Origin of the sequence: Paraburkholderia tropica, assembly GCF_014171495.1 — a bacterium.
In the GTDB taxonomy this organism is placed as follows: Bacteria; Pseudomonadota; Gammaproteobacteria; order Burkholderiales; family Burkholderiaceae; genus Paraburkholderia; species Paraburkholderia tropica.
The window spans coordinates 1311241-1335577 of sequence record NZ_CP049136.1; the positions used below are offsets into that span (position 1 = coordinate 1311241).

Annotated in this window: 25 protein-coding genes; 10 read left to right on the forward strand and 15 right to left on the reverse strand. The window is 64.8% G+C overall.

Features of this window, described 5'->3' with window-relative positions; genetic code table 11:
* Nucleotides 1–74 precede the first annotated feature (74 nt).
* The 4 genes from kce (at nucleotide 75) to G5S35_RS29410 (ending at nucleotide 4099) form a co-directional block, all read left to right on the forward strand.
* Nucleotides 75–1028, forward strand: coding sequence for a 3,5-dioxohexanoate:acetyl-CoA acetone transferase (gene kce / locus G5S35_RS29395; protein ID WP_074983420.1), 954 nt, complete (start codon nucleotides 75–77; stop codon nucleotides 1026–1028).
* A gap of 90 nt (nucleotides 1029–1118) precedes the next feature.
* The gene (locus G5S35_RS29400) at nucleotides 1119–2465 is read left to right on the forward strand and encodes an MFS transporter (protein WP_183039648.1); all 1347 of its coding nucleotides are present in this window, start codon (nucleotides 1119–1121) and stop codon (nucleotides 2463–2465) included.
* Nucleotides 2466–2505: 40 nt separating this feature from the next.
* Nucleotides 2506–3246, forward strand: a complete 741-nt coding sequence (gene fabG / locus G5S35_RS29405; RefSeq protein ID WP_065061592.1) for a 3-oxoacyl-ACP reductase FabG — start codon at nucleotides 2506–2508, stop codon at nucleotides 3244–3246.
* Nucleotides 3247–3307: 61 nt separating this feature from the next.
* Nucleotides 3308–4099: an SDR family oxidoreductase gene (locus G5S35_RS29410; protein WP_074983423.1), complete on the forward strand. Its 792-nt coding sequence runs from the start codon at nucleotides 3308–3310 to the stop codon at nucleotides 4097–4099.
* A gap of 34 nt (nucleotides 4100–4133) precedes the next feature.
* Here G5S35_RS29410 and ssuD read toward each other — a convergent pair whose 3' ends face one another.
* From ssuD to G5S35_RS39630, 3 genes are all read right to left on the reverse strand, one after another.
* On the reverse strand, nucleotides 4134–5261 hold the full coding sequence (gene ssuD, locus G5S35_RS29415; protein ID WP_065061590.1) for an FMNH2-dependent alkanesulfonate monooxygenase: 1128 nt from the start codon (nucleotides 5259–5261) through the stop codon (nucleotides 4134–4136).
* A gap of 302 nt (nucleotides 5262–5563) precedes the next feature.
* On the reverse strand, nucleotides 5564–6247 hold the full coding sequence (locus G5S35_RS29420; RefSeq protein WP_237181760.1) for a hypothetical protein: 684 nt from the start codon (nucleotides 6245–6247) through the stop codon (nucleotides 5564–5566).
* The gene (locus G5S35_RS39630) at nucleotides 6144–6713 is read right to left on the reverse strand and encodes a hypothetical protein (protein ID WP_237181581.1); all 570 of its coding nucleotides are present in this window, start codon (nucleotides 6711–6713) and stop codon (nucleotides 6144–6146) included. Before G5S35_RS39630 ends, G5S35_RS29420 begins: the two co-directional genes overlap by 104 nt.
* 404 nt (nucleotides 6714–7117) lie before the next feature.
* Here G5S35_RS39630 and G5S35_RS29425 point away from each other — a divergent pair, with 404 nt between their 5' ends.
* The 5 genes from G5S35_RS29425 to G5S35_RS29445 all read left to right on the forward strand — a co-directional run bounded on the left by G5S35_RS29425 (nucleotide 7118) and on the right by G5S35_RS29445 (nucleotide 10763).
* Nucleotides 7118–7459: a PadR family transcriptional regulator gene (locus G5S35_RS29425; RefSeq protein ID WP_065061587.1), complete on the forward strand. Its 342-nt coding sequence runs from the start codon at nucleotides 7118–7120 to the stop codon at nucleotides 7457–7459.
* Nucleotides 7456–8586 carry a DUF1700 domain-containing protein gene (locus tag G5S35_RS29430; RefSeq protein WP_183039650.1) on the forward strand — a complete coding sequence of 377 codons (1131 nt, stop codon included), beginning with the start codon at nucleotides 7456–7458 and terminating at the stop codon, nucleotides 8584–8586. The genes G5S35_RS29425 and G5S35_RS29430 overlap by 4 nt, the downstream gene beginning before the upstream one ends.
* Before the next feature lie 14 nt (nucleotides 8587–8600).
* On the forward strand, nucleotides 8601–9356 hold the full coding sequence (locus G5S35_RS29435) for a hypothetical protein (RefSeq protein ID WP_237181582.1): 756 nt from the start codon (nucleotides 8601–8603) through the stop codon (nucleotides 9354–9356).
* 64 nt (nucleotides 9357–9420) lie between these two features.
* Nucleotides 9421–10107 carry a signal peptidase I gene (gene lepB, locus G5S35_RS29440; RefSeq protein WP_183039651.1) on the forward strand — a complete coding sequence of 229 codons (687 nt, stop codon included), beginning with the start codon at nucleotides 9421–9423 and terminating at the stop codon, nucleotides 10105–10107.
* Nucleotides 10108–10289: 182 nt separating this feature from the next.
* Nucleotides 10290–10763 (forward strand): GNAT family N-acetyltransferase, encoded by a 474-nt coding sequence (locus G5S35_RS29445; protein ID WP_420874539.1) that lies wholly within the window; start codon nucleotides 10290–10292, stop codon nucleotides 10761–10763.
* A 41-nt stretch (nucleotides 10764–10804) separates the two neighbouring features.
* Here the strand turns inward: G5S35_RS29445 and G5S35_RS29450 are convergent, their stop codons facing one another.
* The 12 genes from G5S35_RS29450 to G5S35_RS29505 form a co-directional block, all read right to left on the reverse strand.
* The gene (locus tag G5S35_RS29450; RefSeq protein WP_183039652.1) at nucleotides 10805–12223 is read right to left on the reverse strand and encodes a DEAD/DEAH box helicase; all 1419 of its coding nucleotides are present in this window, start codon (nucleotides 12221–12223) and stop codon (nucleotides 10805–10807) included.
* A 107-nt stretch (nucleotides 12224–12330) separates the two neighbouring features.
* Nucleotides 12331–13083, reverse strand: a complete 753-nt coding sequence (locus G5S35_RS29455) for an SDR family NAD(P)-dependent oxidoreductase (protein WP_183039653.1) — start codon at nucleotides 13081–13083, stop codon at nucleotides 12331–12333.
* A gap of 38 nt (nucleotides 13084–13121) precedes the next feature.
* Nucleotides 13122–14255, reverse strand: a complete 1134-nt coding sequence (locus G5S35_RS29460; RefSeq protein WP_074983433.1) for an FAD-dependent oxidoreductase — start codon at nucleotides 14253–14255, stop codon at nucleotides 13122–13124.
* A 71-nt stretch (nucleotides 14256–14326) separates the two neighbouring features.
* Nucleotides 14327–15490 (reverse strand): alpha/beta hydrolase family protein, encoded by a 1164-nt coding sequence (locus G5S35_RS29465; protein ID WP_183039654.1) that lies wholly within the window; start codon nucleotides 15488–15490, stop codon nucleotides 14327–14329.
* A gap of 13 nt (nucleotides 15491–15503) precedes the next feature.
* Nucleotides 15504–15869, reverse strand: a complete 366-nt coding sequence (locus tag G5S35_RS29470) for a Rieske (2Fe-2S) protein (protein ID WP_065061580.1) — start codon at nucleotides 15867–15869, stop codon at nucleotides 15504–15506.
* Complete coding sequence (locus tag G5S35_RS29475; protein WP_065061579.1) at nucleotides 15866–16798, reverse strand: VOC family protein; 933 nt, start codon at nucleotides 16796–16798, stop codon at nucleotides 15866–15868. Before G5S35_RS29475 ends, G5S35_RS29470 begins: the two co-directional genes overlap by 4 nt.
* 59 nt (nucleotides 16799–16857) lie before the next feature.
* On the reverse strand, nucleotides 16858–17802 hold the full coding sequence (locus G5S35_RS29480) for an NAD-dependent epimerase/dehydratase family protein (protein ID WP_110327490.1): 945 nt from the start codon (nucleotides 17800–17802) through the stop codon (nucleotides 16858–16860).
* Nucleotides 17799–19664: a phytoene desaturase family protein gene (locus G5S35_RS29485; RefSeq protein ID WP_176079960.1), complete on the reverse strand. Its 1866-nt coding sequence runs from the start codon at nucleotides 19662–19664 to the stop codon at nucleotides 17799–17801. Before G5S35_RS29485 ends, G5S35_RS29480 begins: the two co-directional genes overlap by 4 nt.
* Nucleotides 19661–20686 carry a fumarylacetoacetate hydrolase family protein gene (locus G5S35_RS29490; RefSeq protein WP_183039655.1) on the reverse strand — a complete coding sequence of 342 codons (1026 nt, stop codon included), beginning with the start codon at nucleotides 20684–20686 and terminating at the stop codon, nucleotides 19661–19663. The genes G5S35_RS29485 and G5S35_RS29490 overlap by 4 nt, the downstream gene beginning before the upstream one ends.
* 38 nt (nucleotides 20687–20724) lie before the next feature.
* Nucleotides 20725–21495, reverse strand: a complete 771-nt coding sequence (locus tag G5S35_RS29495) for an SDR family NAD(P)-dependent oxidoreductase (RefSeq protein WP_183039656.1) — start codon at nucleotides 21493–21495, stop codon at nucleotides 20725–20727.
* Nucleotides 21492–22574, reverse strand: coding sequence for an SMP-30/gluconolactonase/LRE family protein (locus tag G5S35_RS29500; protein ID WP_065061574.1), 1083 nt, complete (start codon nucleotides 22572–22574; stop codon nucleotides 21492–21494). Before G5S35_RS29500 ends, G5S35_RS29495 begins: the two co-directional genes overlap by 4 nt.
* 94 nt (nucleotides 22575–22668) lie before the next feature.
* Nucleotides 22669–23133, reverse strand: a complete 465-nt coding sequence (locus G5S35_RS29505) for a VOC family protein (RefSeq protein WP_183039657.1) — start codon at nucleotides 23131–23133, stop codon at nucleotides 22669–22671.
* 153 nt (nucleotides 23134–23286) lie between these two features.
* Between G5S35_RS29505 and G5S35_RS29510 the strand changes: the two genes are divergently transcribed.
* Nucleotides 23287–24228, forward strand: a complete 942-nt coding sequence (locus G5S35_RS29510; protein WP_074983445.1) for a LysR family transcriptional regulator — start codon at nucleotides 23287–23289, stop codon at nucleotides 24226–24228.
* Nucleotides 24229–24337 lie beyond the last annotated feature (109 nt).

Consider the following 24337-nt stretch of genomic DNA (forward strand, 5'->3'; position numbering starts at 1 on the left):
ACCCGACTACCATCGCTATCACAAGACAAGCACAAGACAAGCACAAGACAAGCCGTATCGAACCAGGAGACGCGATGAGCGAAGCGAGCCGAAAGGTCATCATTTCATGTGCCGTGACGGGCGCGACCCATGTACCGTCGATGTCCGAGCATCTTCCGCTGACGCCCGCCTCGATCCGCGAGCAAGCCATCGACGCGGCGCGCGCGGGCGCGGCGATTATCCATCTGCACGCGCGCCACCCTGAAGACGGGCGGCCGACGCCGGACCCGGCCATCTTCGCCGAATTCGTCCCCGATATCGCCCAGGCCACCGACGCCGTCATCAACATCACGACGGGCGGCAGCACGCGCATGACGCTCGAAGAGCGGCTCGCCTATCCGCGTTTGCTGAAGCCGGAAATGTGCTCGCTGAACATGGGCTCGATGAACTTTTCGATTCATCCGCTCGCGCAGAAGATGACGTCGTGGCGTTACGGGTGGGAAAAGGACTTCGTGGAAGGCATGGAGGACATGATTTTCCGCAACACCTTCCGCGACATCAAAAAGATCATGCTCGAACTCGGCGAGCACGGCACGCGATTCGAGTTCGAGTGCTACGACCTCGGGCATCTGTACAACCTCGCGCATTTCGTCGACGAAGGGCTCGTGAAGCCGCCGTTCTTCATTCAGTCGGTGTTCGGCATCCTCGGCGGCATGGGACCGGACCCGGAGAACATGAGCGTCATGCGCACGACGGCGGACCGGCTGTTCGGCCGCGATCAGTATCAGTTCTCGGTGCTCGGCGCGGGCCGTCATCAGATGCCGCTCGTGACGATGGCGGCCATCATGGGCGGCAATGTGCGCGTCGGTCTGGAGGACAGCGTGTATCTGTCGAAGGGCGTCAAGGCGGAGTCGAATGCGCAGCAGGTCGCGAAGATCCGGCGGATTCTCGAAGAGCTGTCGTTCGAGATCGCGACGCCGGCGGAAGCGCGAGCGATGCTGGGTTTGAAGGGCGCCGACAAGGTGTCGTTCGAGGCCGCGCTGGCCTGAGGCTGCGGCGCGGTCGTTTGGGTTGTTCAGCGTTTCATGGCAGTCAGACACAACAAGACAAGAAAAGCCGGTTAATCAGGAGACACGGTTATGACGAGCGCTTCCGGTATCGAAAGCGCCGATGCGTTGCATCGGCAGGCCACGCGCAAGGCAATGGCGCGGCTCATTCCCTTGATGTGCGCGATCTATTTCATGTCGTTTCTGGATCGCACCAACGTTGCGCTCGCGAAAACCCAACTCGCGATCGACGTGGGCATTCACGCGGCGGCCTATGGCCTGGGCGCGGGGATCTTCTTCATCGGCTATGCGCTGCTCGAAGTGCCGAGCAATCTCGCCGCGCACCGTTTCGGGCCGCGCCGCTGGATCGCGCGCATTGCCGTGAGCTGGGGCGTGCTCTCGACGCTCATGATGTTCGTGCAGGGACCGTGGTCGTTCTACGGGCTGCGCGTGCTGCTCGGGATCGCGGAAGCCGGGCTGTTTCCCGCGCTGATGTACATGGTGACGCTGTGGTTCGCGACGCAGGACCGGCCGGTGGCCGTGGGCTGGATCTACACGGCGCCGGCGCTCGCGCTCGTCATCGGCAGTCCGCTCGGCGGCGCGCTGATGCAACTCTCCGGACTCGGCGGCCTGCGCGGCTGGCAGTGGATGTTCATGATCGAAGGCTTGCCGAGCATCCTGGTCGGCGTGCTGCTGTATTTCAAGCTGCCCGATCGTCCGCGCGACGCGCGCTGGCTCACGCCCGACGAGGCAGGCGTGCTGGAAACCCGCGCGGTCATCGATACGCACGGTCATGCGGACCTGACCTCGGCCGACTGGGTCGCCGCGCTCAAGCGTCCGAGCACGGTGCTGATCGGCCTCATCTACTTTCTGAATCAGGTGGCGTTCGTCGGCCTGTACTTCTTCGCACCGGCCATGATTCACCAGATGAACGTGACGTCGCCATTCATGGTCGGCGTGCTGTCTGCGAGCGTCGGCGTGGGCTTTCTGCTCGGCGTGCTCGTGCTGCCGCGCATCCATCGGCGCGGGTCGAGCGATTGCGGTTTTCTCGCCTGGCTCACGGGCGGCGCAGTCGTCGGCGCGGCTGCGTATATGAGCGCCCACGATCCGGCGGCGCGCATTGCGTGTCTCGTCGTCACGGCGTTCTTCGGCGGCGGTGTGCTGCCTTCGTACTGGTCGATCGCCATGAAGCGCGTGCAAGGCATCCAGGCCGCCGCGGCGCTCGCCTTCATCAACACGCTGGGCCTGCTGGGCGGATTCGCGGGACCCTATCTGTTCGGTCTCGCGGAAGCGGTCTCGGGCCGCAGCGACGCCGGCTTCACGGTGATTCTCGTGGCGTCGATCGGCGGACTCGCGCTCGTGCCGCTGCTCGCCCGCGTGATTCGCCAGGAAAGCGGCAGACCGTCACTGGCGGTGCCGGCCGGTGGCGCGCAGCATTGACGTCATACACACGCAATCCAGTATCAAACAGGGAACCAGTATGAGATTAAAGGGCAAGGTGGCGATCGTCACGGGGGCGGGGCAGGGGATCGGCGCGGCAACGGCGCGCAAGTTCGCACGCGAAGGCGCGGTCGTCGCGATCTGCGATCTGAACGCGGACGCCGTGGCGCAGGTGGAAAGCGCATGCCGCGAAGCGGGCGCGCAGGCCAACGGTTATGTGCTCGACGTCGCGAACCGGGACGCCGTGGGGGCGATGGTCGCGGACGTGATCGCGCGTCATGGCCGCATCGACGTGCTCGTGAACAATGCGGGCATCACGCGCGATGCACGTCTGCAGAAGATGACGCTCCAGCAGTTCGACGATGTGATCGACGTGAATCTGCGCGCGGTGTTCAACGCGACGCAGATCGTCGCCGACATCATGGTCGAGCAGGGCGCGGGCGTCGTGCTCAATGCGAGTTCGGTCGTCGGCATTTACGGCAATTACGGGCAGACGAATTACGCGGCGTCGAAGTTCGGCGTGATCGGCTTCACGAAAACGTGGAGTCGCGAACTCGGGCCGAAGGGCGTGCGCGTGAATGCGGTTGCGCCCGGTTTCGTCGATACGCCGATTCTGTCGACGGTGCCCGACGCGGTGCTCGACAAGATGCGCAGCCAGGTGCCGCTCGGCCGCCTCGCGCAGCCCGAGGAAATCGCCAACGTCTACGCGTTTCTCGCGAGCGACGAAGCCAGTTATATCAACGGCGCGGTGCTGGAAGTGTCGGGCGGCATGACGCTTTGAATCCGGCCGCGCGCCGGCGCGGCCCGGATGATTCACCAAAGAACACTGAACGAGGTCATGAATGGGTACGTTGGATCTTCTGAAACCGAGACCCGGTTTGCGGGTGCTCGTGTCGGGCGCGGCGGCGGGCATCGGCGCGGCGATTGCCGATGCGTTTCTCGAAGCGCAGGCGCAGGTCGTGATCTGCGACGTGGACCCGGCTGCCGTCGAAGCGGCGCAGTCGCGCCATCCCGCGCTGCGGGCGAGCGTGGCCGATGTGTCGAAGCGCGAACAGGTCGATCGCGTCGTCGACGAGGCGGCGAGCGCGATGGGCGGCATCGATGTGCTCGTCAATAACGCGGGCATTGCGGGCCCGACGGGAAATGTCGAAGATCTGGACCCCGAACAATGGGAGCGTACGGTATCGACGAATCTCGACAGCCAGTTTTATTTTCTGCGGCGCGCGGTGCCGGTGCTCAAGGCGTCGTCGGATTGCGCGAGTATCGTGGCGCTGTCTTCGGTGGCGGGGCGGCTCGGGTATGCGTTCCGTACGCCTTATGCGTCGACGAAATGGGCGATCGTGGGACTCGTCAAGTCACTCGCGGTCGAACTCGGGCCGAGCGATATTCGGGTGAATGCGATTCTGCCGGGCGTGGTGGAGGGCGAGCGGATGAACCGCGTCATCGCGGCGCGCGCCGAGGCGTTGGGGATTGCGTTCGAAACGATGCGCGAAGCGTATCTGAAGAAGATTTCGCTGCGGCGGATGGTGACGGTGGAGGATATTGCGGCGACGGCGTTGTTTCTTGCTTCGCCTGCGGGCCGCAATATCACCGGGCAGGCGATTAGCGTGGATGGGAACGTCGAGTATTTGTGAGGGGCGTGTGCCCCTCACGGGGGGCACGCTTCGATCAGGATGCGGCTCTGGCCCGGCCGTCGAATGCGCCGCCAGTCTGCACGTTGCCGGCCGTCGTGACGGCCTGCTTGCCGGGCAGCAGCGGGAAAACGAGTTCGGCGAAACGCCACGCTTCTTCCAGATGCGGATAACCGGACAACACGAAGGACTCCGCGCCCGCATCGGCATATTCGCGCAGTCGCGCCGCCACGGTAGCCGGGTCGCCCACGAGCGCCGTTCCCGCGCCGCCGCGCACGAGGCCCACGCCCGCCCACAGGTTCGGGCTGATCTCCAGCTTGTCGCGTCGGCCCTGATGCAGTTCGGCCATGCGGCGCTGGCCCACCGAATCCATATTCGCGTAGTTCTGCTGCGCGCGCGCGATGTCTTCGTCGGTGAGCTTGCTGATCAGCGAGTCAGCGGCGGCCCACGCTTCTTCATTCGTCTCCCGGACGATCACGTGCAGACGCACCCCAAAGCGCACCTTGCGGCCGTATTTCGCGGCGCGCGCGCGAACGTCCGCGAACTTCGCCGCCACCGCTGCGGGCGGCTCGCCCCACGTCAGATACGTGTCGATATGCTCGCCCGCGATTTCGTGCGCCGCGTCCGATGAGCCGCCGAAATACAAAGGCGGATGCGGCTTCTGCACCGGCTCGATGAGGTTCTGCGCCTTCTCGACGCGAATATGCCGGCCGTCGAAATCGACCTGCTTTTCCGCGAACAGCCTGCGCCACACCGTGAGGAATTCGCCGGCGTGCTCGTAGCGCTCGTTATGCGAGAGGAACACGCCATCGGCGGCGAGTTCCGAGGCATCGCCGCCCGGCACGACGTTCAGCAAAAGCCGGCCGCCGAGCGCTTCGTCGAGCGTGGCCGCCTGACGCGCGGAAGCCGTCACATTGCCCAGCGAAGTGCGCAGCGCCACCAGCAGTTTGATGCGTCGCGTGACCGGCGCGAGACTCGCGGCCGTGACCCACGGATCGAGGCAACTGCTGCCCGTGGGGATCAGGAGGCCGTCGTAGCCGAGTTCGTCGGCGGCGACGGCGATCTGGCGCATGTACGCGTTGGTCGGCGCGCGGCCGGAGTCGGATTTGCCGAGATATCGCGTGTCGCCGGAGGTTGGCAAAAACCAGAAGATGTCGAGGCTCATAATGATTCGCTTCCTTAGGAGGACGGGCTGCGTGTGCTTGAGCAGCGATGGCGATCATTACAGCAGACGCGGTGTTCTCTCCCTACCAATGAGCAGGAAGTAGCTTATTCCTGCGAGGCACATGCCAGACGGGGCGGGCGCTGGCGGACCGTTCGCGACGAATCGACGCAAGCGCGGCGGGGTCCGGCGCCCATCATGCAATCGAAATTGAATAGACAACTCATCGATTCGATGGCTGTCAATTTTGTCGGATACTTCACGGTTGTGAACGGGCGAAGGGCGTGCAATGAATAGCGCCTTGATCAGCGTTCGACCGCTATATCCCGATCGTCGCCCATGCCGTGATAGCCGCCCTGGAATATGACCGTCACGTTGCGAGGATTTCGCGCGCGATAGACGTTGGCATAAATCGGGGTGGACACGGTGCCCGTGCCACAGGGGAATTTCAGTTCTTTATCGACGCGTCCGCTTTTGATATCGACGAGCCGCAAGCGGGACATCGAAGGCGGGCAATTGCTGGCCGATTCGTACACGCCCAGCAATAGATAGTGTTTCGTGTGATGCCACATCGGAATTTCAACCGTGCCGCCAAGGCGAGGGGAATCGCCGGTGTCGTTGAGACTCCCAATCTGATGCAGCGAGATCGGCAGATTCTTTTTGCCGTCGCGCCACTCGCCCGATGCTTGCTCGCCGTTCACGCTGAGCGAGATAGGGCAAGGAACCGGATGCGTGGCCGATGCCTCCGGCACTTTGGGTGAATCGCCGAACGTGGCCGGCTCCCCGGCTTCGCACAGTTGCAGCGAGCCATCGGCGAGTCGTTTGCCTTGCAGCGGAATGGGCGTTCGATGCGCGTCGTAATAGTAACTGCCGTCCACGTGTGATTCACGCGAATTGTCGCTCATTTGAATCGACAGATGCACAGGCAGGTCGCCGATGGTTCCCGCGTAGTTTTGAACGTCGTACCATCCGGCATGCGCCGACGAAATGACAGAAAATAAAAGCACGCCCAAGGTCGCGCGAGAAAAGTCGGTGTTGTACTTCATCGGTTTGAATTCTTTTTCGAATTTTTCTGTGACGGATTATGCGTCGGTGTTTTTCACGGGTAATGCCGTGCCAGATGCCGTCGAAACGCGATGGTCGCGCCGATGCCACGAACGTATCGCGCACAAGTTTGAGCGTGCTGGCGATGCCTTGCGTCCACTTGCCGGCCAATGTCACGTCGTCGGCTTCCAGCGCGCCGGACCAGCTCGCGTTCGCTGCGGGCACCGTGAATTCGAGCGTGCGCCCAGGCGTATCGGCAATCGTGCACGCGAGATCGTATGCGCCCTGGTCGGGGCTGTCGAACGTGAGCGTCAACTGGCCCGCGTCGCTCCACGCGCAGTGCAGAACGATGGGCAGACCGGCGAGGCGGCCGTTGTACGAACCGGCTGGAATCTGTTGAGCCGCGGGCATAGGGGACGCTCTGCTTGGTCAGTGCGTTGCGGTTGCAATCCGTGACGCAGCGGTCGTGTGCGCGGGTCGCCGGCATCGCCACGTAACGTGGCGGGAATTGTAGCGTCGATCCGCCATTTATCTGCGCTGGAACGCCGGGCGCCCGCCGCTTCCTGTTAATCATGCTTCGCGCATGGGGCCGAATGGTTTTCCGACTCCCGGTCCGCCCGCAACGGGCTTTCCACGCGATCCTTTCATAGCTTTCAATCTCCGCGAGATCACCCGGAACAGTGCATAAAACAGTACCTTGCATAAAACAATACCGCCTGCTACATTGCAGTCCATGATTTCGCGGAAACACGTTGTACGCACCATGCGTGTATTGCAAGGTACTGTGTGATGCACACTATCGAAGACGGATTTGAATGAAGACCCAGCTCAAGAAGGGAACGCTCGACATGTGCGTGCTGGCCGTGCTGGCGCGCGGCGACAGCTACGCCTACGAACTCGTCTCGACGCTATCGGAAACCATGGAAATCAGCGAAGGCACGATCTATCCGCTGATGCGCCGCCTGCAGGCGGAAGCCTGGGTGTCCACGTATTTCGTCGAGTCGAGTTCCGGACCGCCGCGCAAGTATTACTCGCTGACGGCGGCGGGGCGCAGCAGCCTCGCGAGCATGGAAGAGGAATGGCGCAGTTTCGTCGATGAAGTCAACGGTGTGCTCGGGTTGCCGGGCGCGCCTCTCAAAACAGGGGGCAAGCAATGACGCAGGACGCATTCATCCAGCAGTTGCGGCATGAACTGCGAAGTTTGCCGAAGCATGTCGTCGACGACATCGTCGCCGACTATCGCGAGTACATCGGTGACGCACTCGCGGCCGGACGCAGCGAAGCCGACGTGATTGCGGCGCTCGGCGATCCCGTGAAACTGGCGCGCGAACTGCGTGCGCAGGCGAGCTTCCGGCAGTGGGAAACGCGCCGCTCGTTCGGCAATCTGCTGCGCGTGATCGTGTCGATCGCGGGCCTCGGACTCGTGCAACTGTTTCTGCTCGTGCCGTTCATTTTCTACCTGACGCTGCTCACGTGCGGCTACGTGCTCTCGGCGACGATGCTCGTCACCGGGCTCGCGACCGTGGTGCTGCTCAGCAGTCATCACGCGTTCGGCTGGCCGTCGACGGACCGCATTCCTTTCAGCTTTCAGGGCAGCAGCCAGGACAGCAGCGAGAGCGCGGACGATGGCGCCGAATCGCAGCGTCGGGCGGATGGCGACGCCGCGATGCTCAAGCGCGTCAACGTGCCGGACTTTCGCGTCGACGGCGATCGCTTCGTGCTGCAACCGCAGCCCGGTACGCACATGTCGATCGTGACCACATCGGGCAACGTCGAATTGCGCAACGAAAACGGCAAACTGCACGTCACGTCGACGGGCGGCGCGACGGCCGGGTTCGACGTGAAGGGCGACGTGTGGACGATTCCGCGTGCCAACGTCGTCGCGCTCGACATCGGCACCGGAAGCGGCGACACGCTCTCGGCCGCGCGAATGGGCGGCAGCGCGGGCGATATGGCGTGGGAAGTCAAGAGCGACGGCGAGCACGTGTCGTTTGTCGAGGGCGGCAAGGACGGCCCGCGACTCGCGGTGCACAGCGAAGGCGACTCGGTGGTGATCGACAAGAATCACGTCGCCATCGATAGCGGCGACGATCACGTGCTCATCGTCGGTCCGCATGGATCGAGCATCGGCGCGCTGCTTTACGGCGTCGCGATGCTGGCGGGCGGCGCGCTCGGTTTGTGGCTCTGCGTGTGGCTCACGCGCTTCACCTGGCGCGGCCTCGTGCGCTATGTGCGGCGTCACGCCGAGCGCATCGCCGAACGTCTCGAACACGGCGCGGCCTGACGCACGCGAGCGCAGTGAACATCGACAACGCAGTCTTTTTCTTCGAACAGGACATCGTCATGAATCTGCACTTTCTCTCCAGCACCGCGCCGGTTGCGCGCGCCGATCACCATCGCATTCGTCGCGTGCAGGCCGCGCGTTGTTTTGCCTGGCTTGCTCAAGGTTTTGCGGTCGCGCGTCTGCGGCCCGTGGCGTGGCTTTTCGCGCTGCTTGCTTGCGCCGATCTTGTCACGCTGTTCGAACTCGCGCCGCGTCTGAGCGTGCTGGCGCCGCTCGTCGCGCCGCTGGCGATGGCCATGTTCGTGCTGATGCAGGAGCGTGCCGATCACGCGCGTCCCTGGACGTTCGGCGAGACGTGGGGCGCGGTCGATGAGCATCGCGATGCCTTGCTTGCTGTCGGCGTGGCGGCTGCGGCGATGGCGAGCGCCGGTTATTTCGCGGCAACCATGCTGGCGCACATGCATGGGCTGCGCGCGTGGGCCTGGCTGGCTGCGCTGCCGTTCTATGGGGTTGCGTTCGCGTCGTTCTGGTTCGCGCCCGCGTTGATCGTGCTGCGCAACCGCACGCCGCTCGACGCGATGATGACGAGTGCGCGCGCCGTTGCGCGCAACTGGCCGGTCGCGTTGATTTACGCGGCGGTGATGGGGGCTTATGCGTTCGCGGTGTCGGCGATGCCGATGACGTTGAGCGGCGTGGTCGTTACGCCGGTGCTGGCTGTGTTGATCTTGCTCGGCGCGTATGCGAGCTATCGCGATCTGCTGGGTGAGTGAATGCGGTGTCGGTTTGCGGCTTCATGTCCTGTTGTGTTGAGCTGTCTTATGGAGGCGAAAGTCCATGCGTCTGATCGGAAAAGTTTGGAAAGAACATAAAGGCTTCGTTGCGTTTCTGCTGCTGATGACGGTTTTCCGGAGTGCCATTGCGGATTGGAATGTGGTGCCCAGCGGCTCGATGCTCCCGACGATTCAAGTGGGAGATCGAATTCTCGTGGACAAGATGGCGTACGACATTCGCTTTCCGCTGACGCATTTGAGTCTTGTGCGCCTTCATAATCCCCAGCGAGGCGATATCGTCACGATCCAGTCGGCGGCAGCGCACGAATTGCTGGTCAAGCGCGTCATTGGACTGCCGGGCGACACCGTTGCCATGCGCGATAACGTCCTCTTTATCAACGGTTCGCGCGTGAGCTACCGGGAGATTCAGCTCGATGAGCACGCGAATGATGCGACGTCGCGCGGCGAGTACTACACGGAAGTGATCAGCGGGGCTGCGCACACTATCCGTCTGTCACCGGATGCACCGAGTCCTCGCGATTCATTTGGGCCGCTTGTCGTGCCACCCGGAAAATATCTGATGCTAGGTGACAACCGGGACTACAGCGCCGATTCCCGATACTTCGGTTTCTTCCCGCGCGAGGAAATCATGGGCAAAGCGGAGCGCGTCGCTTACTCGTTGAATCCTGCACATTATTTTTTCCCGCGCTACGACCGTTTCGGCAGGCCGCTCGACGCACCACAAGGATGAACGTTGCGTGGTGGCAGTGTCCGGCGGCTGACCAATTAGCAGGAAGCGAGCTCACTAAACCACCTCACCGAGTCGCCCATTGCTTAAAGCCAATCGCCGATGCCATGCCGCTTCCCACATTTCACACCGACCGTCTGACACTCCGGCCGCGTACGCTACAGGACTTCGACGCGTGCCTCGCGATGGATCGCGATCCCGAAGTCGTTCGATTCGTCGTTGGCCCGTGGAGCGATCTTCAGGCGCACAAGCGCTTTCTTCACTCGCGCATTGAAGCGCGTTTCGGCGAGGGACTGGGTTACTGGTCGATTTTCGCGAAGCGCGATCCCGAGCGCTTTCTCGGCTGGGTCTTGCTCATCCCGTACGATGCCGTCGGCCCCGAGTTTGAAATCGGCTGGCGTTTAAACCGGGCGGCGTGGGGGCAGGGATATGCGACGGAGGCCGCACGTCCCGTCCTCATTCACGCGCTTCGCACGCTCGCGCTGCCGGAGATCGTCGCGGACATTCATCCGGAGAATCGCGCGTCGATCCATGTCGCGTCGAAGTTGCGGATGACGCATCGCGGCGATGGCATCGACGACGGCGTGCCGTACAGCCGCTACGCCATCACGCGAGACGAATTTCAACGGGAGAGCGACGGCGGCACGAACCGCCTTTAACTCAGCCGCACGATACGCCGATCCATCGATCTGCGCTGGAATCAGCGCTTCCCACGCCCACCGGCAGGTTTCCCCGAAGGCTTACCGCCGGTTTTCCCCACAGGCTTACGCGCCCCACCCGAACCCGCCGCAGACTTCTTGGCAGCAGGCTTGGCGCGCGGTTTCTGCGTGCTGAACGGATTCACCCAGCCCGGGCCCGGACCGTCGCCCGGCTGCGCCTGTTTGCCCGGCAGAACCCCGGCGACCACCTGCGGCACCTTGGCTTTCTTCGGTTTTTTCGGTTTCTTGAGGATTTCCCCGCTCGCGCTGGTTTCCGGCACGCGATGATCGGCGAGGAAGCCCGGTTCCTCTTCGCGACGCAGCGTTTGTCTAATCAGCGCTTCGATCGCGGCCAGTTGCGGCGCTTCATCGGCGCACACGAGCGACACCGCCACGCCGCTGGCGCCCGCGCGGCCGGTCCGGCCAATACGGTGCACATAGTCTTGCGCGACGATCGGCAGATCGACGTTGATCACCAGCGGCAGATCGTCGATATCGAGTCCGCGCGCGGCCACATCGGTGGCCACCAGCATCTGCACTTCACGCGCCTTGAAGCGCTCCAGCGCGCGCAGACGCGCCGGTTGCGGTTTGTCGCCGTGAATCGTATCGACCGAATAGCCGGCTTTTTCCAGCAAGGTCGCGAGGTAATCGACACCGTTGCGCGTCTTGACGAACACCAGCGCGTTCTGCCACTTGTTGCGCGCCACGAGGTGCATGAAGAGTTCGGGCTTGTTGCGCTTGTCGACCGTCACGACCCATTGCTTGATCTTGCTGGCCGTCGCATTGGGCGGGCTGACGCTGATATCGACCGGATTGCGCAGAATGCCCGCCGCCATGGTGCGGACTTCCTCGCTGAAGGTCGCGGAGAACAGCAGCGTCTGGCGTCTCGCGGGCACCGCTTCGAAGACCGCGTTCAGTTCGCGCGCAAAGCCAAGGTCGAGCATGCGATCGGCTTCATCGAGCACGAGCGTCTGCACCTGATCGAACTGCACGGCGTTCTGACGATGAAGATCCAGCAGACGGCCAGGCGTGGCGACGAGCACGTCCACGCCTTTGCGCAGCTTCATCATCTGCGGATTGATGCTCACGCCGCCGTAAGCGGCGAGGAATCGCAGGTCGAGGCCTTTGCCGTATTCGATAAAGCCCTGCACCAGCTGCTCGGCGAGTTCGCGCGTCGGCACGAGCACCAGCACGCGCGCGCGATTGCTCGACACCGCCGGGCCGTTCTGCACCAGCCGTTGCAGCAGCGGCAGCGCGAAACCGGCCGTCTTGCCGGTGCCGGTCTGCGCGGCGGCCACGACGTCCTTGCCGCTGAGCACGGCGGGAATCGCCTTGACCTGCACCGGCGTGGGCGTCTGGTAATTGAGATCCCGCAGAGTGCGCTGCAAGGGATCGATCAGGCCTAGCGTGGCGAAGGACATGGGGCAGTTTCCGGACTAAAACCGCAATTCTAGCGGTTACCGCGCCGATTGCGACGCGCGCCGCGTATCGACGCGCATCGCGCATGCCGTTTTTTGCGCCGTCGCCCTCAGAAGCCGAAGCCGCCGCCATCCACGTTCAGCACCTGGCCGGTGACGAAGCGCGCGTCGTCGGAAACGAGAAAGGCCAGTGCGCCGGTCAGGTCGTCGGGTTCCTCGGTGCGCGGAATGAACTGTCGCGCCCGCACCGCTTCGAAGGCTTCGGCGGGCAGATTCGCCGCGCTGCCGGGATGACGCGTCAAGCCCGGCGAAATGGCGTTCGCGGTCACGCCGTGCGCGCCGAGTTCGGACGCGAGCGCGCGCGTGAGGCCGATCACCGCCATCTTGCTGCTCGCGTAGGCGCTCATGCCGGGCGGCGGTCCCCACACGGTGCTCGACGCGAGATTGACAATGCGGCCCCAGCCGCGCTCGACCATCCCGGCCGAAAAGGCCTGGGCGAGCAGGAAGGGCGCGTCGACGTTGACGGTCATGATCTGCCGCCACAGCGAGGCGGTGATGGTGGCGAGCGGCGCCATCGGCATGAAGGCCGCGTTGTTGACGAGCACGTCGACCTTGCCGGTGCGCTCGATCACTTCGGCGGCGAAGCGGGCGATGTCGTCGGGTTCGCTCAGGTCACAGGCGAGCGCGATGGCGCGGCCACCGGCGGCGTCGATGCGCGCGGCCAGCGCATCGCACGGCGCGCGATCGGTCAGTACGAGTGTGTGGCCGCTGGCGGCGAGGCGCCACGCGAAGGCTTCGCCGAGGCCGCCGGCGGCGCCCGTGACGACCGCCACGCGGCCGTTTTCGGGTGAAAAATCGCTCATGGTGAATTCCTTGGTTTCAAGCGGGCAGATGACGTGATTCACAACGGATCGCGCAACGCCTGCTGCGCCGCGACCATGATGCGCGTGTGCTCGTCGCGCGAGCCGCCTTCGCGCTCGATCTCGCCCAGCCGCCCCGACGCCGACACAACGAGCCGCGCGCGGTCGTAATGGCGGCCCGCGTAGGCGAGCAGCGCGCCTTCGAGCGAATGGCGCCGGCGCAGTTCGTCGGCGAGCACGAGCGCGCCTTCCACGGCGATGCCCGCGCCCGAGGCGAGATGCGGCGTGGTCGCGTGCACGGCGTCGCCGAGCAGCACCACGCGGCCGCGATGCCACGGTCCCTCGATCATATGCCCCGCGAGCGGACGATACAAAACGCGGTGATCGTCGAGCGTGCCGTCGAGCAGCCCTTCGCGCAGCCTCGCGAGCGGGCCGTCGAATTCTTCGAGCAGATCGGCGAGCAGTTGCGGCCACTTGTCCGGCGCGAGGAAATCCATGCCTTCGCGTTTGTCGAGCACGAACAGATAGCACTGCGTCGCGCTGATCGGATTCATGCCCGCCTTGGTGGTCTTGCCCATGTAGATCGTCGAGTTCTCGCGTTCGCGCGGCACCACCGCGCGCCACGATCCCTGGCCCGTGAAGCGCGGCCCCGCGAAATCGGGCTTGACGTGGCGGCGCACCGCGGAATTGACGCCGTCCGCGCCAATCACGAGGTCGTAACGCGCGCGCGTGCCGTCCGTGAAGACGACGTCGACGCCTTCTTCATCCTGCGCGAGCGTTTCGAAACTCACGCCGAGGCGCACGTTCGCGCCCGCGCGCTGCGTGGCGTCCGCGAGGATCGCGGCGAGCGCACTGCGCATGATGCCGGCCGCGCCCGGCAGATCGTCCGCGCCGTGCGCCGAGGCGATCGGCACGGTGGCCGTGAGCTGACCGCTTGCGTCGCAGATATCGACGGCGCGCCACGAACCGCCCACGCGCAGCACGTCGGCGACCACGCCGACTTCGCGCAGCGCCCGCAGCGTCGGTCCGCTGATGGTGATGCCCGCGCCGTCGGGCGCCCACTGCGGATTGAGTTCGACGAGATCGACCTCGATGTCCTGGCGGCGCAGCATGATCGCCGCGCACATGCCGCCGATGCCGCCTCCCACGATCAAGACCTTGTTGACGAGTGCCATGGTGTCTCTCTGTGTTTTATCGTTGCGTAATGACTGGATAGGTCTGAATGGAGCGACGAAGAACGCGCGCCTCAGGCGAGCGTGCCGCCCAGTTGTTCCGCGAGCCAGTCCGCGATGCGGTTGCCGGCGTTGAGCGGATTGTCGAGCGAGCTGTGTTCGACGCCGCCTTCGCGCGCGGTGAAAACGAAGAGATCCTTCTTCGGGCTGTTGATCAACTGATCGAAGGTTTCGTGCGCATATTTGAGCGGAATCTGGCGATCGTTTTCGCCGTGCGTCACCAGAAACGGCACGCGAATGCGATCGAGCACGCCGTTCAGATGCATGAATTCGGCCTTGGCGAAAAAGTCATCCTGATCCTTCGCGCCGAACACCCATTGCACGTGCTTCCAGTAATGCGGCACGGGATTTTCGCCTTCGCGTTTCAGACGTGCGTGCTGCACGGCGCGCCAGTCGTGATTGGCGCCCCAGACCGCGCCGCACGCGAAGCGCGGCTCGAACGCGACCGCGCGCGGACAGTAATAGCCGCCCAGCGACACACCGAGTGCGCCAATGCGCTGCGGGTCCACTTCCTCGTGCGCTTCGAGCCAATCGACGATCGGCGCGGCCCAGACCTCCGTGTTGTGCACGGCAGGCAGTTCTTGCAAACGCAGCGCTTCGCCCGTGCCCGGCTGATCGACGAACAGCGCGGAGAGGCCGCGTCGCGCGAACATCGTGCCCATCACGCTCTTTTGCAGCATCTCCTTGGTCGAATCGAGTCCGTTCATGACGACGACGATCGGCGCGCGCTGGCCCGCTTGCAGCCCTTCGGCGCGCACGTAGAGCGCGGCAAGATGCGTGTCGCCATACGGGATGTCGACGCGCACGCAATTCTCGCGGCCGAGCGTGCGGCCGCGTTCGAACTGTTCGAGCGAACGCTGATAGATCGCGAGGCGCGCTTCGAAACCGTGTGCCTGCATGCGTTCGGCGATGCCGTAATACAGGCCCGCACGCGCGTATTTTTCGCCGGCGGACAGCGTGTGGCCGCGCGCGAGATCGTCGTCGGCGAGGGCGCTGAGCTGATCGGCGCCGGCCTTCCACGCTTCATAGAAAGCCACCGTGCCGGGATCGTCGCCCGCGAGCGCCGCGTCGCGCAGCGGCGCGCACATGGCGTCGACTTCGCCGATATTGCCGCCGTGCGTGAGCGCGATCATCGTCGAAAGGCTCCACACGTAATTGGTCGGAAAGTACTGGAACATGGTGATAGTCCGTTTAAATGTCGAAGACCGAGGGCAGGTCGGCGGCGATCCATACTTCGCCGTCGACAACGCGCGCGGGTACCTTGATGAGCGACTTGCCGGTGCACGGCCCGGCGAAACACAGGCCCGTGCGGATGTCGAAATGCGCGGAGTGCGCGTAGCAGACGATGTGCTGTCCGTCGCCGGACAGAAAGCGGTCCTGGCGATATTCCATCGGCCGATGTTCGTGCGGGCAGTCGTTGAGCCAGACGAATACTTCGTCGCCCTGACGCACGACGCACAGACGATCGTCGAAGCCTTCGCGCAGCATGCCGCGCGCGCCGCCGTCGGGCAGCGCGTCGAGCGTGCAGAGCAGGCGCTCTCCGGCGTGCGTGGTCATTCGCCGGGCGCCCACTTGTTGCGGGCGTCGAACAGGAAGATCTGCGAGTTGTCGGAACCCGGATCGACGGCGCGCGGCGTCCAGCTCGCGTCGTGCAGGTCCATGTCCGCGTCGAACTCGATCGTCGCGCCGAACGGGCTGTTGAAATACCAGAAGAAGTTGCTGCCCAGAATATGGCGGCCCGGCCCCCAGAAGCTCTTGTAGCCCTTCTTCACGAAGTTCCAGCCGTGCTGCAGCACTTCGGCGGGCGAGCCCAGATGGAACGTGAAGTGATTGCAGCCGATCATGTGATCGTTCTGGCTTTCGATCATGAAGAGCGTGTGATGATCGTTCGTGCCCGCCGGCCGCATGAACGGGCCGAGATGATTGAAGCGGTCGGTCACGACGAAACCAAGGCGCGCATAGAACGCTTCCGCCTTCTGCACGTCGTCCACGAAATACACGACGTGCGAGAGCGTGCGCGGCTTGATGACTTCATCGGGATTCGCAGCGCAGTCGTTGGGCGCGCGACCGGCGGGTTGCCCCGGCACGTTGAAGCCCAGATAGCGCGCGTCATAGGCGCGGCGTTGCGTGACCATGAAGGCGACGCCGAAGCCCGCATCGTCCATGCAATGCACGGTGCCGTCGGCGTCCATGCGCACGTCGCGCTCCGCTTCGAGATGCGCGCGGATCGTGGCGAGCGTGTCCGCGTTGTCGACGCCGTAGACCGTTTCGCGCAAACAAGGCGTGGCGGCTTTCGGCGGCAGCGGCGGCAGGCGCGGGTCGTCGGCGGGGCGCATGACGAGGCCCGTGCCGTCGAGTGCGGTGAAGACGCCGCCGTGCGCGGGATCGTATTCGACTTCGTCGAGACCATAGTCGTGCAGGTACTGGCGGGCTCCCGCCATGTCGTCGATGCCGAAGACGAGATATTCGAGTCCAACGATCTGCATAATCAGGAATCCTTTTCATTGGTATCGCAGCGATTCAGTGGCGCAGCGATGCCGGGTATTCAATGGGCGATGGCGCGGGCGATCAGTTGTTCGACCGTGCCGTCGTGGCGCAGGCCGAGTTGTTCGGCTTCGGGCGTCAGCAGCGGCGGATAGGCGGCGAACAGCCGCTCGATGAACGGGTCGGGCGCGTAGGTCACGAGCGCCTTGCGTGACTCGCCGAAGCGCGCGGCGAGCGCGTCGACCACTTCGGCGATGGTGAGGCGCAGCACCGGCATCTGATAGCTGCGCCGCGCGTTGAAGCGTTCCGCGTCGACGGTCGCCGCATGCAGCAGATTGTCGACGCACGCGCCCACCGAGATCCACCACGCCACGCCTTCGGGCGAGACCGGCACCGTGATCGCCTCGTTGGCGGCGAGTTTCCAGAACAGCTGGCTCATGAACGCCGACATCATGCCCGCGCCGTCGCCCGGTCGCGCCACCACGCCGGGCAGGCGCAGCGAGCAGCCCTGCACCCAGCCGAGGCGCGTGGCGTCGGCGACCAGCGCTTCGCCCGTCAGCTTGTGCGCGCCGTAGCTCAATGCGGGCGCGGGCAGCGTGCGTTCGTCGACGACCTCGGGCAGTTGCTCGCCGTAGACGGCCACCGTGCTCGCGAAGACGAAGCGCGGCGGCCGGGCCTGACCGCGCAGATCTTCGAGCAGGCCGAGCGTGGCGTCGAGATTGATCGTGCGGCCGAGCGCGTAGTCGCGTTCCGCCGCGCCGCCGGGAATGCTCGCGAGATGGAACACGGCATCGACGGGCGCTGCGTAGGCTTGCGCGCGCACGCTCGCGTCGGCGATGCTGCCCGCGAGTTGCGTCACGCGTGCATCGGCGTGCGGCGCATCGAATGCGATATCGAGCAGCGTGAGTGTCGACACCGCGCGTGCGCCGAGGCCGTCGGCGAGCAGACGTTTGACGAGCGCGCGCCCGACGAACCCCTGTGCACCGGTAACGACGACATGGCTCATTGCGCGTCTCCCTTGCGGAACGGCAGCGTGGCGAGGAACGCCAGGCGCGTGGCGCCGAGCATCTTGAGGCCCGCGCGCGCGGAAGACGCGTCGAGGCGCGCTTCCATCGGCATGGTGCCGAAGCTCTTGCCCTTGATGACGAGTTCGTTGCCGACGCGTTCCAGCGACTCCACGTGCATCAGTTCCTCGTCGGCGGGACCGCGCAGCACCATGCCGGCTTTCTTCGGCGCGTGGCCGTTCGCCGTCGCGGGCACGCCGCTGTCCTGGCGCGCGCCCTTCGCGACGCTGCCGAAGTCCATGCCGAGCTGCTCGAACATCTTGATGGCGGTGGCGCGGCCCGCGCCGTACACGCCGCCGCCCGGATGCTGGAACGGTCCCGCGAGATAGAGGCGCTCGACGCCCGGCACGGTGAACTGGCCGAGGTCCGGCGTGGGGCGATGCCCCGCGCTTTGATAGAAGTAGGGCGCCACGCCGTGCAGATCGCCGCGCATCATGCTGTTCGGGCTCGAGCGTTCGAGATCGACAGGACTGACGATGCTGCGCGCGACGATGTTATCGCTCGTCAGGTTCGAAACGAACCGGCGGTAATGCGCGAGCGAGAGATCGCCGATCTCTTCCTTGAACTCGTCCCAGTGACGCTCGGACCAGCGCGTGTCCTTCACGTTGTACGGCGCGAACGTGATGCCATGGAACATGCCCTTGCCCGCGGGCACGCGCGTCTTGTCGCCGATGCTTTCGTCGCCGCCCGCGCACAGACGGCGCTCGGTGATGAGACCGCGCTTGAGGTCGTCGAAATCGGCGAGCATCTCGTCGAGCTTGTCCGTGGCCATGAATTCGAGCATGGTCGCGTAGCCCACTTCTTCGCCCGCGTAATAGCGCGCGTTTTCCTTGAGATCGTAGTGGCTCACCATGATCGAGAACGGCGCGAGCGTGGCGCGTTCCGCGCGCTTCAACACGGGCTCGGGCACGCCTTCCACGAAGCGGCGGATCACATGCGGATGAAGCGCGCCGATCACGGCGTCCTTCGCCACGATGGTCTCGCCACTCGCGAGCTGCACGCCGCTGGCGCGACCCGCGCTCGTGAGAATCTTCGCGACTTCGGCGTTGCAGCGCACTTCGCCGCCATACGATTCGATGCAGCGCACCAGCGATTCGGTGAGCTTGCCGCTGCCGCCGATCGGCTGCGAAACGCCGTACGTATGGATGATGCCGGGCATCAGCAGCACGCCCATGCCGGTGCCGAGTTCGTTGGGCGCCTGCAGGTTTTCGCTCACGAGACGCAGCAGATGAATCTTGATCTTGTCGCTCTCGTAGAGTTGATTGACGAGATCGAGGCAGTCGCGGTTCATGTAGTCGAGCATGAGGCGGCCTTCGTCGCTGCGGTCGAGCATGGCGACGAGTTCGCCGAGCGGCGGCGGCGGCGAGTAGAGGCCGGGCATGAACATCTGCAGGACCTGCTGGCTCATCTTCACGAATTCGCGGTACGTGTCGGCGTCTTTCTGCGAGACCTTCGCGAAGCATTCGCAGGTCTTGTCGAGATCCTTGTACGTGAACAGCACCGATTGATCGGGAAAGATCGTGGCGTGCGGCACCGGCGAATAGTGGTATTTCAGGCCATGTTCCGAGAGCAGGCCGAGTTCGTCCTGGCGCAGCATCGGATTGCCCTGAATCATGATGTGCACGCTCGAGTGCTCGTCGTGCCAGTAGCCCGGCGTGTTCAGCTCGCGCGTGCTCACGCCGCCGCCCGGCCACGCCTTGCGTTCGAGCACGAGGACTTTCTTGCCGGCTTTCGCGAGATACGCGGCGGCGACGAGGCCATTGTGGCCCGCGCCCATCGCGACGATGTCGTATTGCGTGGTCATGCGCCTGCTCCTGCAATGGCGTGGTGGGCGGACTGCTGAACGTAGTCCGCCTGAATGTAGCGATGATCGATGGCGCCGAAGATCGATTGACCGTCGTGGCCCTTCATGTCGAAACGCAGACGTTCGCCGAAACGCATCCACGGCGTGCGCGATTCGCCGTGTTCGAGCATTTCGATCGCGCGTTGCTCCGCGAGGCAGGCGGAACCCGTCGCGTGATAATCGACGTTCGAGAAGGTGCCCGAACCGAGCAGCATGCCCGCGCGCAGATTGCGGTTGTACGCGATATACGCGATCAATTCGTGAAAGCCGAAGCTCATTTCGCGGCCATTCGGCGCGCCGAAGCGCTCGCCGTTGCGCGCGACTTCCATGTCGAGCTGCACGCGGCCGTCCTGCCAGGCGTCGCCGAGTTCGTCGGGCGTGACGGCAACCGGCGCGAACGCCGTGGCGGGCTTGGCGAGAATGAAGCCGAAGCCCATGCCCAGCTCGCGAAACAGATGCTTGCGCATGCTCACGTCGTTGAAGAGCACGACGAGGCGTACGTGGGAGAGTGCGTCGGCGGCGCGCGTGCCCATCGGCACGTCGCCGAGAATCACGCCCACTTCGCCTTCGAAGTCGCATTGATCGGCTTCGTCGGGGAACGCGTAGTCGCCGTGCGGGCCCACGAAATCGTCGGCCTGACGCTGGATCAGCACGGGAATCGACGGGTCCGACTTCTTCTCCGGATGGTAGGCCTGCGTCATGATGCGGCCGTGATTGAGGAACGCGGAGGCGTCGATGAAGTGATGCGTGCGCGGCAGCGGCGCGCTGCACGCCTGCGCGTCGAAGTCGAACGCGTTCGCCGCGCGGCCGGCGTTGAGCGCGTCGTAAAGCGCCTGCAATGCGGCTTGCGTGTGCGCCCAGTCGTCGAGAGCGGCGCGCAGTGTCGGCGCGATGGCGTCGGCGCGAACCGCGCGGCGCAGATCGCGCGAGACGACGATCAGCGCCCCATCGGGATGACCGTTGTTGAGCGACGCGAGTTTCATGGTGTCTGTCTCCTTCGATGTCTTGTCGGTTGATGCGATCAGCGCAGCGGGCGGCCGCCGTCGACGGGCAGCACGCAGCCGGTGGTGAAGCGCAGATCGCGCGCGGCGACTAGCACCGCCTGCGCGATTTCCTGCGGGTCGGCGAGGCGGCCGAGCGGCGTGCGCGCGGCCTGCTCGTCGCGCCACGCGGTGTCCATCGACTTCACGAATTCGGTGTCGACGAGTCCCGGCGACACCGACACCACGCGGATGCGCGGCGCGAGCGCACGCGCCAGCGACTTCGTGAGATTGTCGAGCGCGGCCTTCGAGGCGCAATAGATCACGTTGCTGCCCATCGCGGTCTGCGCGGCGATCGACGAAATATTGACGACGACCGCGCCGCCCGCGAGCGTGCTGCGGTCGAGCAGCGGACGCAGCGCGCGCACCATCGCGAACGGGCCGCGCACGTTGGTGGCGAGCACGTCGTCGATGAGCGCGTCGGGCATGCCGTCGAGGTCGTCGTGCGCGACGAAGCGCGTGGTGCCCGCGCAATTCACGAGCACGTCGCAGCGGTTGTAGCGCGTGGCCACGTCGTCGGCGAGGCGCTTGAGCGCGGCGGTGTCGGTCACGGGCGCGGCGAGGGCGCTATGGCCTTCGCCGTCGAGTTGCGCGACGAGCGCATGCGCCGCGTCGGCCGAACTGCGATAACCGGCGACGACGGCGCAACCGGCGAGCGCGAGCGAGCGGCAGATCTGCTCGCCGAGGCCGCCCGTCGCGCCGGTGACGAGCGCGACGGGGCGCTCGCCGTTAAGGGTGGTGAACTTCGTCATGACGTTGCGTGCTTGTCGTGTGTGTCGTGCGTTTCGTGCGTAGCGTTCGTCGCCGAACGGTTCCAGTGCGCGAGCGGCAAACCCGGCACCGGCGAGCGGAAGCTCGCCAGCGTCGTGCCGCCGAGGCTGCCGAGATACACCGTGCGCAGATCGGGGCCGCCGAACGTGAGGCTCGCCATCATCGGCGCGAGCGTGCCGCGGCACGCGCCCATCAGCTCGGGCGTGGTCGTGCCGTCGCGATAGTGCGTTTCGTAGCGCGCGAAAGCCTCGGGATTGCCGTCGTCGAGCAGCGTGAGCACTTCGCCTTCGGGCGTGAGCGCAATGAGCTTCTCGTTGAGGATCAGCGTGATCCAGAGATTGCCGTGCGCGTCGAACGCGAAGCCGTCGGGAAAGCCGCCGAGATCGGGCGGCCCGTAGATCTCGCGATCGGTGAGCGAGCCGTCGTCCTGCACGCGCAGACGCGAAATGCGGCGCGCGTTGGTTTCGACCACGTAGAGCCATGCCTCGTCGGCGTCGAGCCGGATCTCGTTGGTGCCCACGAAGCCGTCCGCGACGATGCGGATGCCGTGTTCGTCGATCAGGCCTACGTAACCGTCGGCGGTCTTCTCGTTGATCGAGCGCGTCCACGGCACCTGGCGCGTGGTCACCGTGAACCAGATACGGCCGCGCGAGTCGGTTAGCACGAAATTGGTCTTGCCGAGCGGCGCGCCGTCGAGGCGGTCGTAGAGCGTGCGCGAAGCGCCGTCGCGCGTCATCAGTTCGATGGCGTCGGTGCCGAAGTTGGCGATCACGATATGGCCTTCGGCGTCGAACGCGAGACCGTTGGGCAGCGTGCCGCCCATCACGAGTTGCTGGGCGTCGCCGGACGCGGGCGCGGTGTTCTGCGTGCTGTGCTGCGCGATCAGTGTTTGCGTGCCGTCGGGCGCGATGCGCATGACGCCGCCGCGCGCGTCGGCGGTCCAGAGCGTGCCGTCGGGTTCGGCGAGGATGCATTCGGGGCGCAGCAGATCGCGGCCAACCTGGCGAATCTCGTCGCGGTTGACTTGCCAGCCGTGCAGCGGATTAGTCGATGTCGTCATGGGTGCGTGAATACGTCAACGTGTCAGCAAGATTGGGTAAGGCAGCGCGATCCGGCCCGCAGCGTGAACGCCGGCGCGCATGCAAATTCAGCGTTCAGCACGCGTTACGATTGATGGCGATCGGGGCGAACGGTTCGAGCAACTCGATCAGATTGCCGCCCGCGTCGCGAATAAAGGCCGTGGGATTGCCGTCGACGTTCAGTTCGAACGCGATATCCGCGCCCGCTTCGCGCAACGCGGCCACCGCGCCCGGCACGTCGGGTACTTCGAAACACATGTGCTTGTTGCCGTGCGTGCGCAGATCGAGATTGGGCACGCGGCGATCGTCGGGCAGGGGCGCGGCGCCCGGCACTTCGAAGATCTCGATGCGGTATTGCTCGCGGCGCACGAAAGCGATACGCGCGGGAATCTTGTCGATGTAAAGCTGCTGTTCGAGCGTGAAGCCGAGCATGCGGCCGTACCAGGCGACGGCGGCGTCGAGATCGGGCACGCTGATGCCGAAATGATGGGGTCGCAACGAGGAAAGCAGCGGCTGCTGCGTGCACGGCGCGGTCTGCATGCGGGTTGTCTCCGGCTTGTTGCCGGCCGCTCGGGGCGGCACGGCGAATCGTTTGTATAGCCGTACTGTAGAGGGATTCAATTGTCGAAACCATCAATTCCTAGTGGAAACACGCATTGATGGGATCGGATGCTCGCGGGATAGTCACGCCCCATGAGACTGGGTCACTTCGACATGAATCTGCTGGTCGCGCTCGATGCGCTGCTCGACACGCGCAGCGTCACGCGCGCGAGCGAGCGGCTGCACATTGGCGCGTCGGCAACGAGCAGCGCGCTGGGCCGCTTGCGCGAGTATTTCAACGATCCGCTGCTGATGCAGGTGGGGCGGCGCATGGAACTCACGCCGCTGGGGCGCAGTCTTGCGCAACCGGTGCGCGAGATTCTGCTGACCGTGCAATCGACGGTGGTGGCGCGGCTCGAATTCGATCCGGCGCAGGCGCGGCGCAACTTCGTGATTCGCGCGTCGGACTATCTCACCACGGTCTTGTTGATCGACGTGGTGCAGCGTCTGCAACGCGAAGCGCCCGGCATTACGCTGCACATCGCCAACATGGCCGACGACGTGCCCGAGCGCCTCGATCGCGGCGAGGTGGATTTCGTGATTTATCCGAGCGTGTCGGTCAATCCCGATCATCCGTCCCAGGCGCTGTTCGAAGAGACGTTCAGCTGCGTGGTGTGGGAAGGCAATCCGCTCGTGGGCGAGACGCTCACGCCGCAGCAATACGCGGAATTGGGGCACGTGGCCGCCACCTTCGGCGACAGCCGCAGCGCGAGTTTCGAAGGCTTCGTGATGGCCAATCGCGGCATCTCGCGCACGATCGAAGTGACGACCACAAACTTCAACACGCTGCCGCAACTCGTGATCGGCACCACGCGCATCGCGACCGTGCATACGCGGCTCGCGAAAATCTACGCGCATTTCCTTCCCTTACGCGTGCTGCCCTTGCCGATGGAGCTGCCGCGTCTCGTCGAAGTCATGCAGTGGCACGCGATCAACAACGGCGACCCCGCGCACGCGTGGATGCGCCGCGTGTTGCAGGAACAGGCGCAGGCGAGTGCGGACGCGCCGGGCGCGGCGCTGCTGCAACGCGGCTGAAGCCGGTACGCGTCGATTCGACGGCATCAAATGGTCTTGTCGACGCAATCTGATTGTGTCGTAACGTCGCGGCCGGAATCATTCGTCTCACACAAACAGGAAGTTCGCG

Excerpts from the sequence above, each read along its gene's own strand:
- G5S35_RS29490 (WP_183039655.1), bottom strand. The coding sequence starts at position 20,686 with ATGAAACTCGCGTCGCTCAACAACGGTCATCCCGATGGGGCGCTGATC.
- G5S35_RS29500 (WP_065061574.1), bottom strand. The coding sequence starts at position 22,574 with ATGACGACATCGACTAATCCGCTGCACGGCTGGCAAGTCAACCGCGAC.
- G5S35_RS29480 (WP_110327490.1), bottom strand. The coding sequence starts at position 17,802 with ATGAGCCATGTCGTCGTTACCGGTGCACAGGGGTTCGTCGGGCGCGCG.
- G5S35_RS29485 (WP_176079960.1), bottom strand. The coding sequence starts at position 19,664 with ATGACCACGCAATACGACATCGTCGCGATGGGCGCGGGCCACAATGGC.
- G5S35_RS29445 (WP_420874539.1), top strand. The coding sequence starts at position 10,290 with ATGGATCGCGATCCCGAAGTCGTTCGATTCGTCGTTGGCCCGTGGAGC.
- G5S35_RS29510 (WP_074983445.1), top strand. The coding sequence starts at position 23,287 with ATGAGACTGGGTCACTTCGACATGAATCTGCTGGTCGCGCTCGATGCG.
- G5S35_RS29495 (WP_183039656.1), bottom strand. The coding sequence starts at position 21,495 with ATGACGAAGTTCACCACCCTTAACGGCGAGCGCCCCGTCGCGCTCGTC.
- G5S35_RS29470 (WP_065061580.1), bottom strand. The coding sequence starts at position 15,869 with ATGACCACGCACGCCGGAGAGCGCCTGCTCTGCACGCTCGACGCGCTG.
- G5S35_RS29410 (WP_074983423.1), top strand. The coding sequence starts at position 3,308 with ATGGGTACGTTGGATCTTCTGAAACCGAGACCCGGTTTGCGGGTGCTC.
- kce (WP_074983420.1), top strand. The coding sequence starts at position 75 with ATGAGCGAAGCGAGCCGAAAGGTCATCATTTCATGTGCCGTGACGGGC.
- lepB (WP_183039651.1), top strand. The coding sequence starts at position 9,421 with ATGCGTCTGATCGGAAAAGTTTGGAAAGAACATAAAGGCTTCGTTGCG.
- G5S35_RS29465 (WP_183039654.1), bottom strand. The coding sequence starts at position 15,490 with ATGTTCCAGTACTTTCCGACCAATTACGTGTGGAGCCTTTCGACGATG.
- G5S35_RS29475 (WP_065061579.1), bottom strand. The coding sequence starts at position 16,798 with ATGCAGATCGTTGGACTCGAATATCTCGTCTTCGGCATCGACGACATG.
- G5S35_RS29450 (WP_183039652.1), bottom strand. The coding sequence starts at position 12,223 with ATGTCCTTCGCCACGCTAGGCCTGATCGATCCCTTGCAGCGCACTCTG.
- G5S35_RS29400 (WP_183039648.1), top strand. The coding sequence starts at position 1,119 with ATGACGAGCGCTTCCGGTATCGAAAGCGCCGATGCGTTGCATCGGCAG.
- fabG (WP_065061592.1), top strand. The coding sequence starts at position 2,506 with ATGAGATTAAAGGGCAAGGTGGCGATCGTCACGGGGGCGGGGCAGGGG.
- G5S35_RS29460 (WP_074983433.1), bottom strand. The coding sequence starts at position 14,255 with ATGGCACTCGTCAACAAGGTCTTGATCGTGGGAGGCGGCATCGGCGGC.
- G5S35_RS29455 (WP_183039653.1), bottom strand. The coding sequence starts at position 13,083 with ATGAGCGATTTTTCACCCGAAAACGGCCGCGTGGCGGTCGTCACGGGC.
- G5S35_RS39630 (WP_237181581.1), bottom strand. The coding sequence starts at position 6,713 with ATGCCCGCGGCTCAACAGATTCCAGCCGGTTCGTACAACGGCCGCCTC.
- G5S35_RS29505 (WP_183039657.1), bottom strand. The coding sequence starts at position 23,133 with ATGCAGACCGCGCCGTGCACGCAGCAGCCGCTGCTTTCCTCGTTGCGA.
- G5S35_RS29430 (WP_183039650.1), top strand. The coding sequence starts at position 7,456 with ATGACGCAGGACGCATTCATCCAGCAGTTGCGGCATGAACTGCGAAGT.
- G5S35_RS29425 (WP_065061587.1), top strand. The coding sequence starts at position 7,118 with ATGAAGACCCAGCTCAAGAAGGGAACGCTCGACATGTGCGTGCTGGCC.
- ssuD (WP_065061590.1), bottom strand. The coding sequence starts at position 5,261 with ATGAGCCTCGACATCTTCTGGTTTTTGCCAACCTCCGGCGACACGCGA.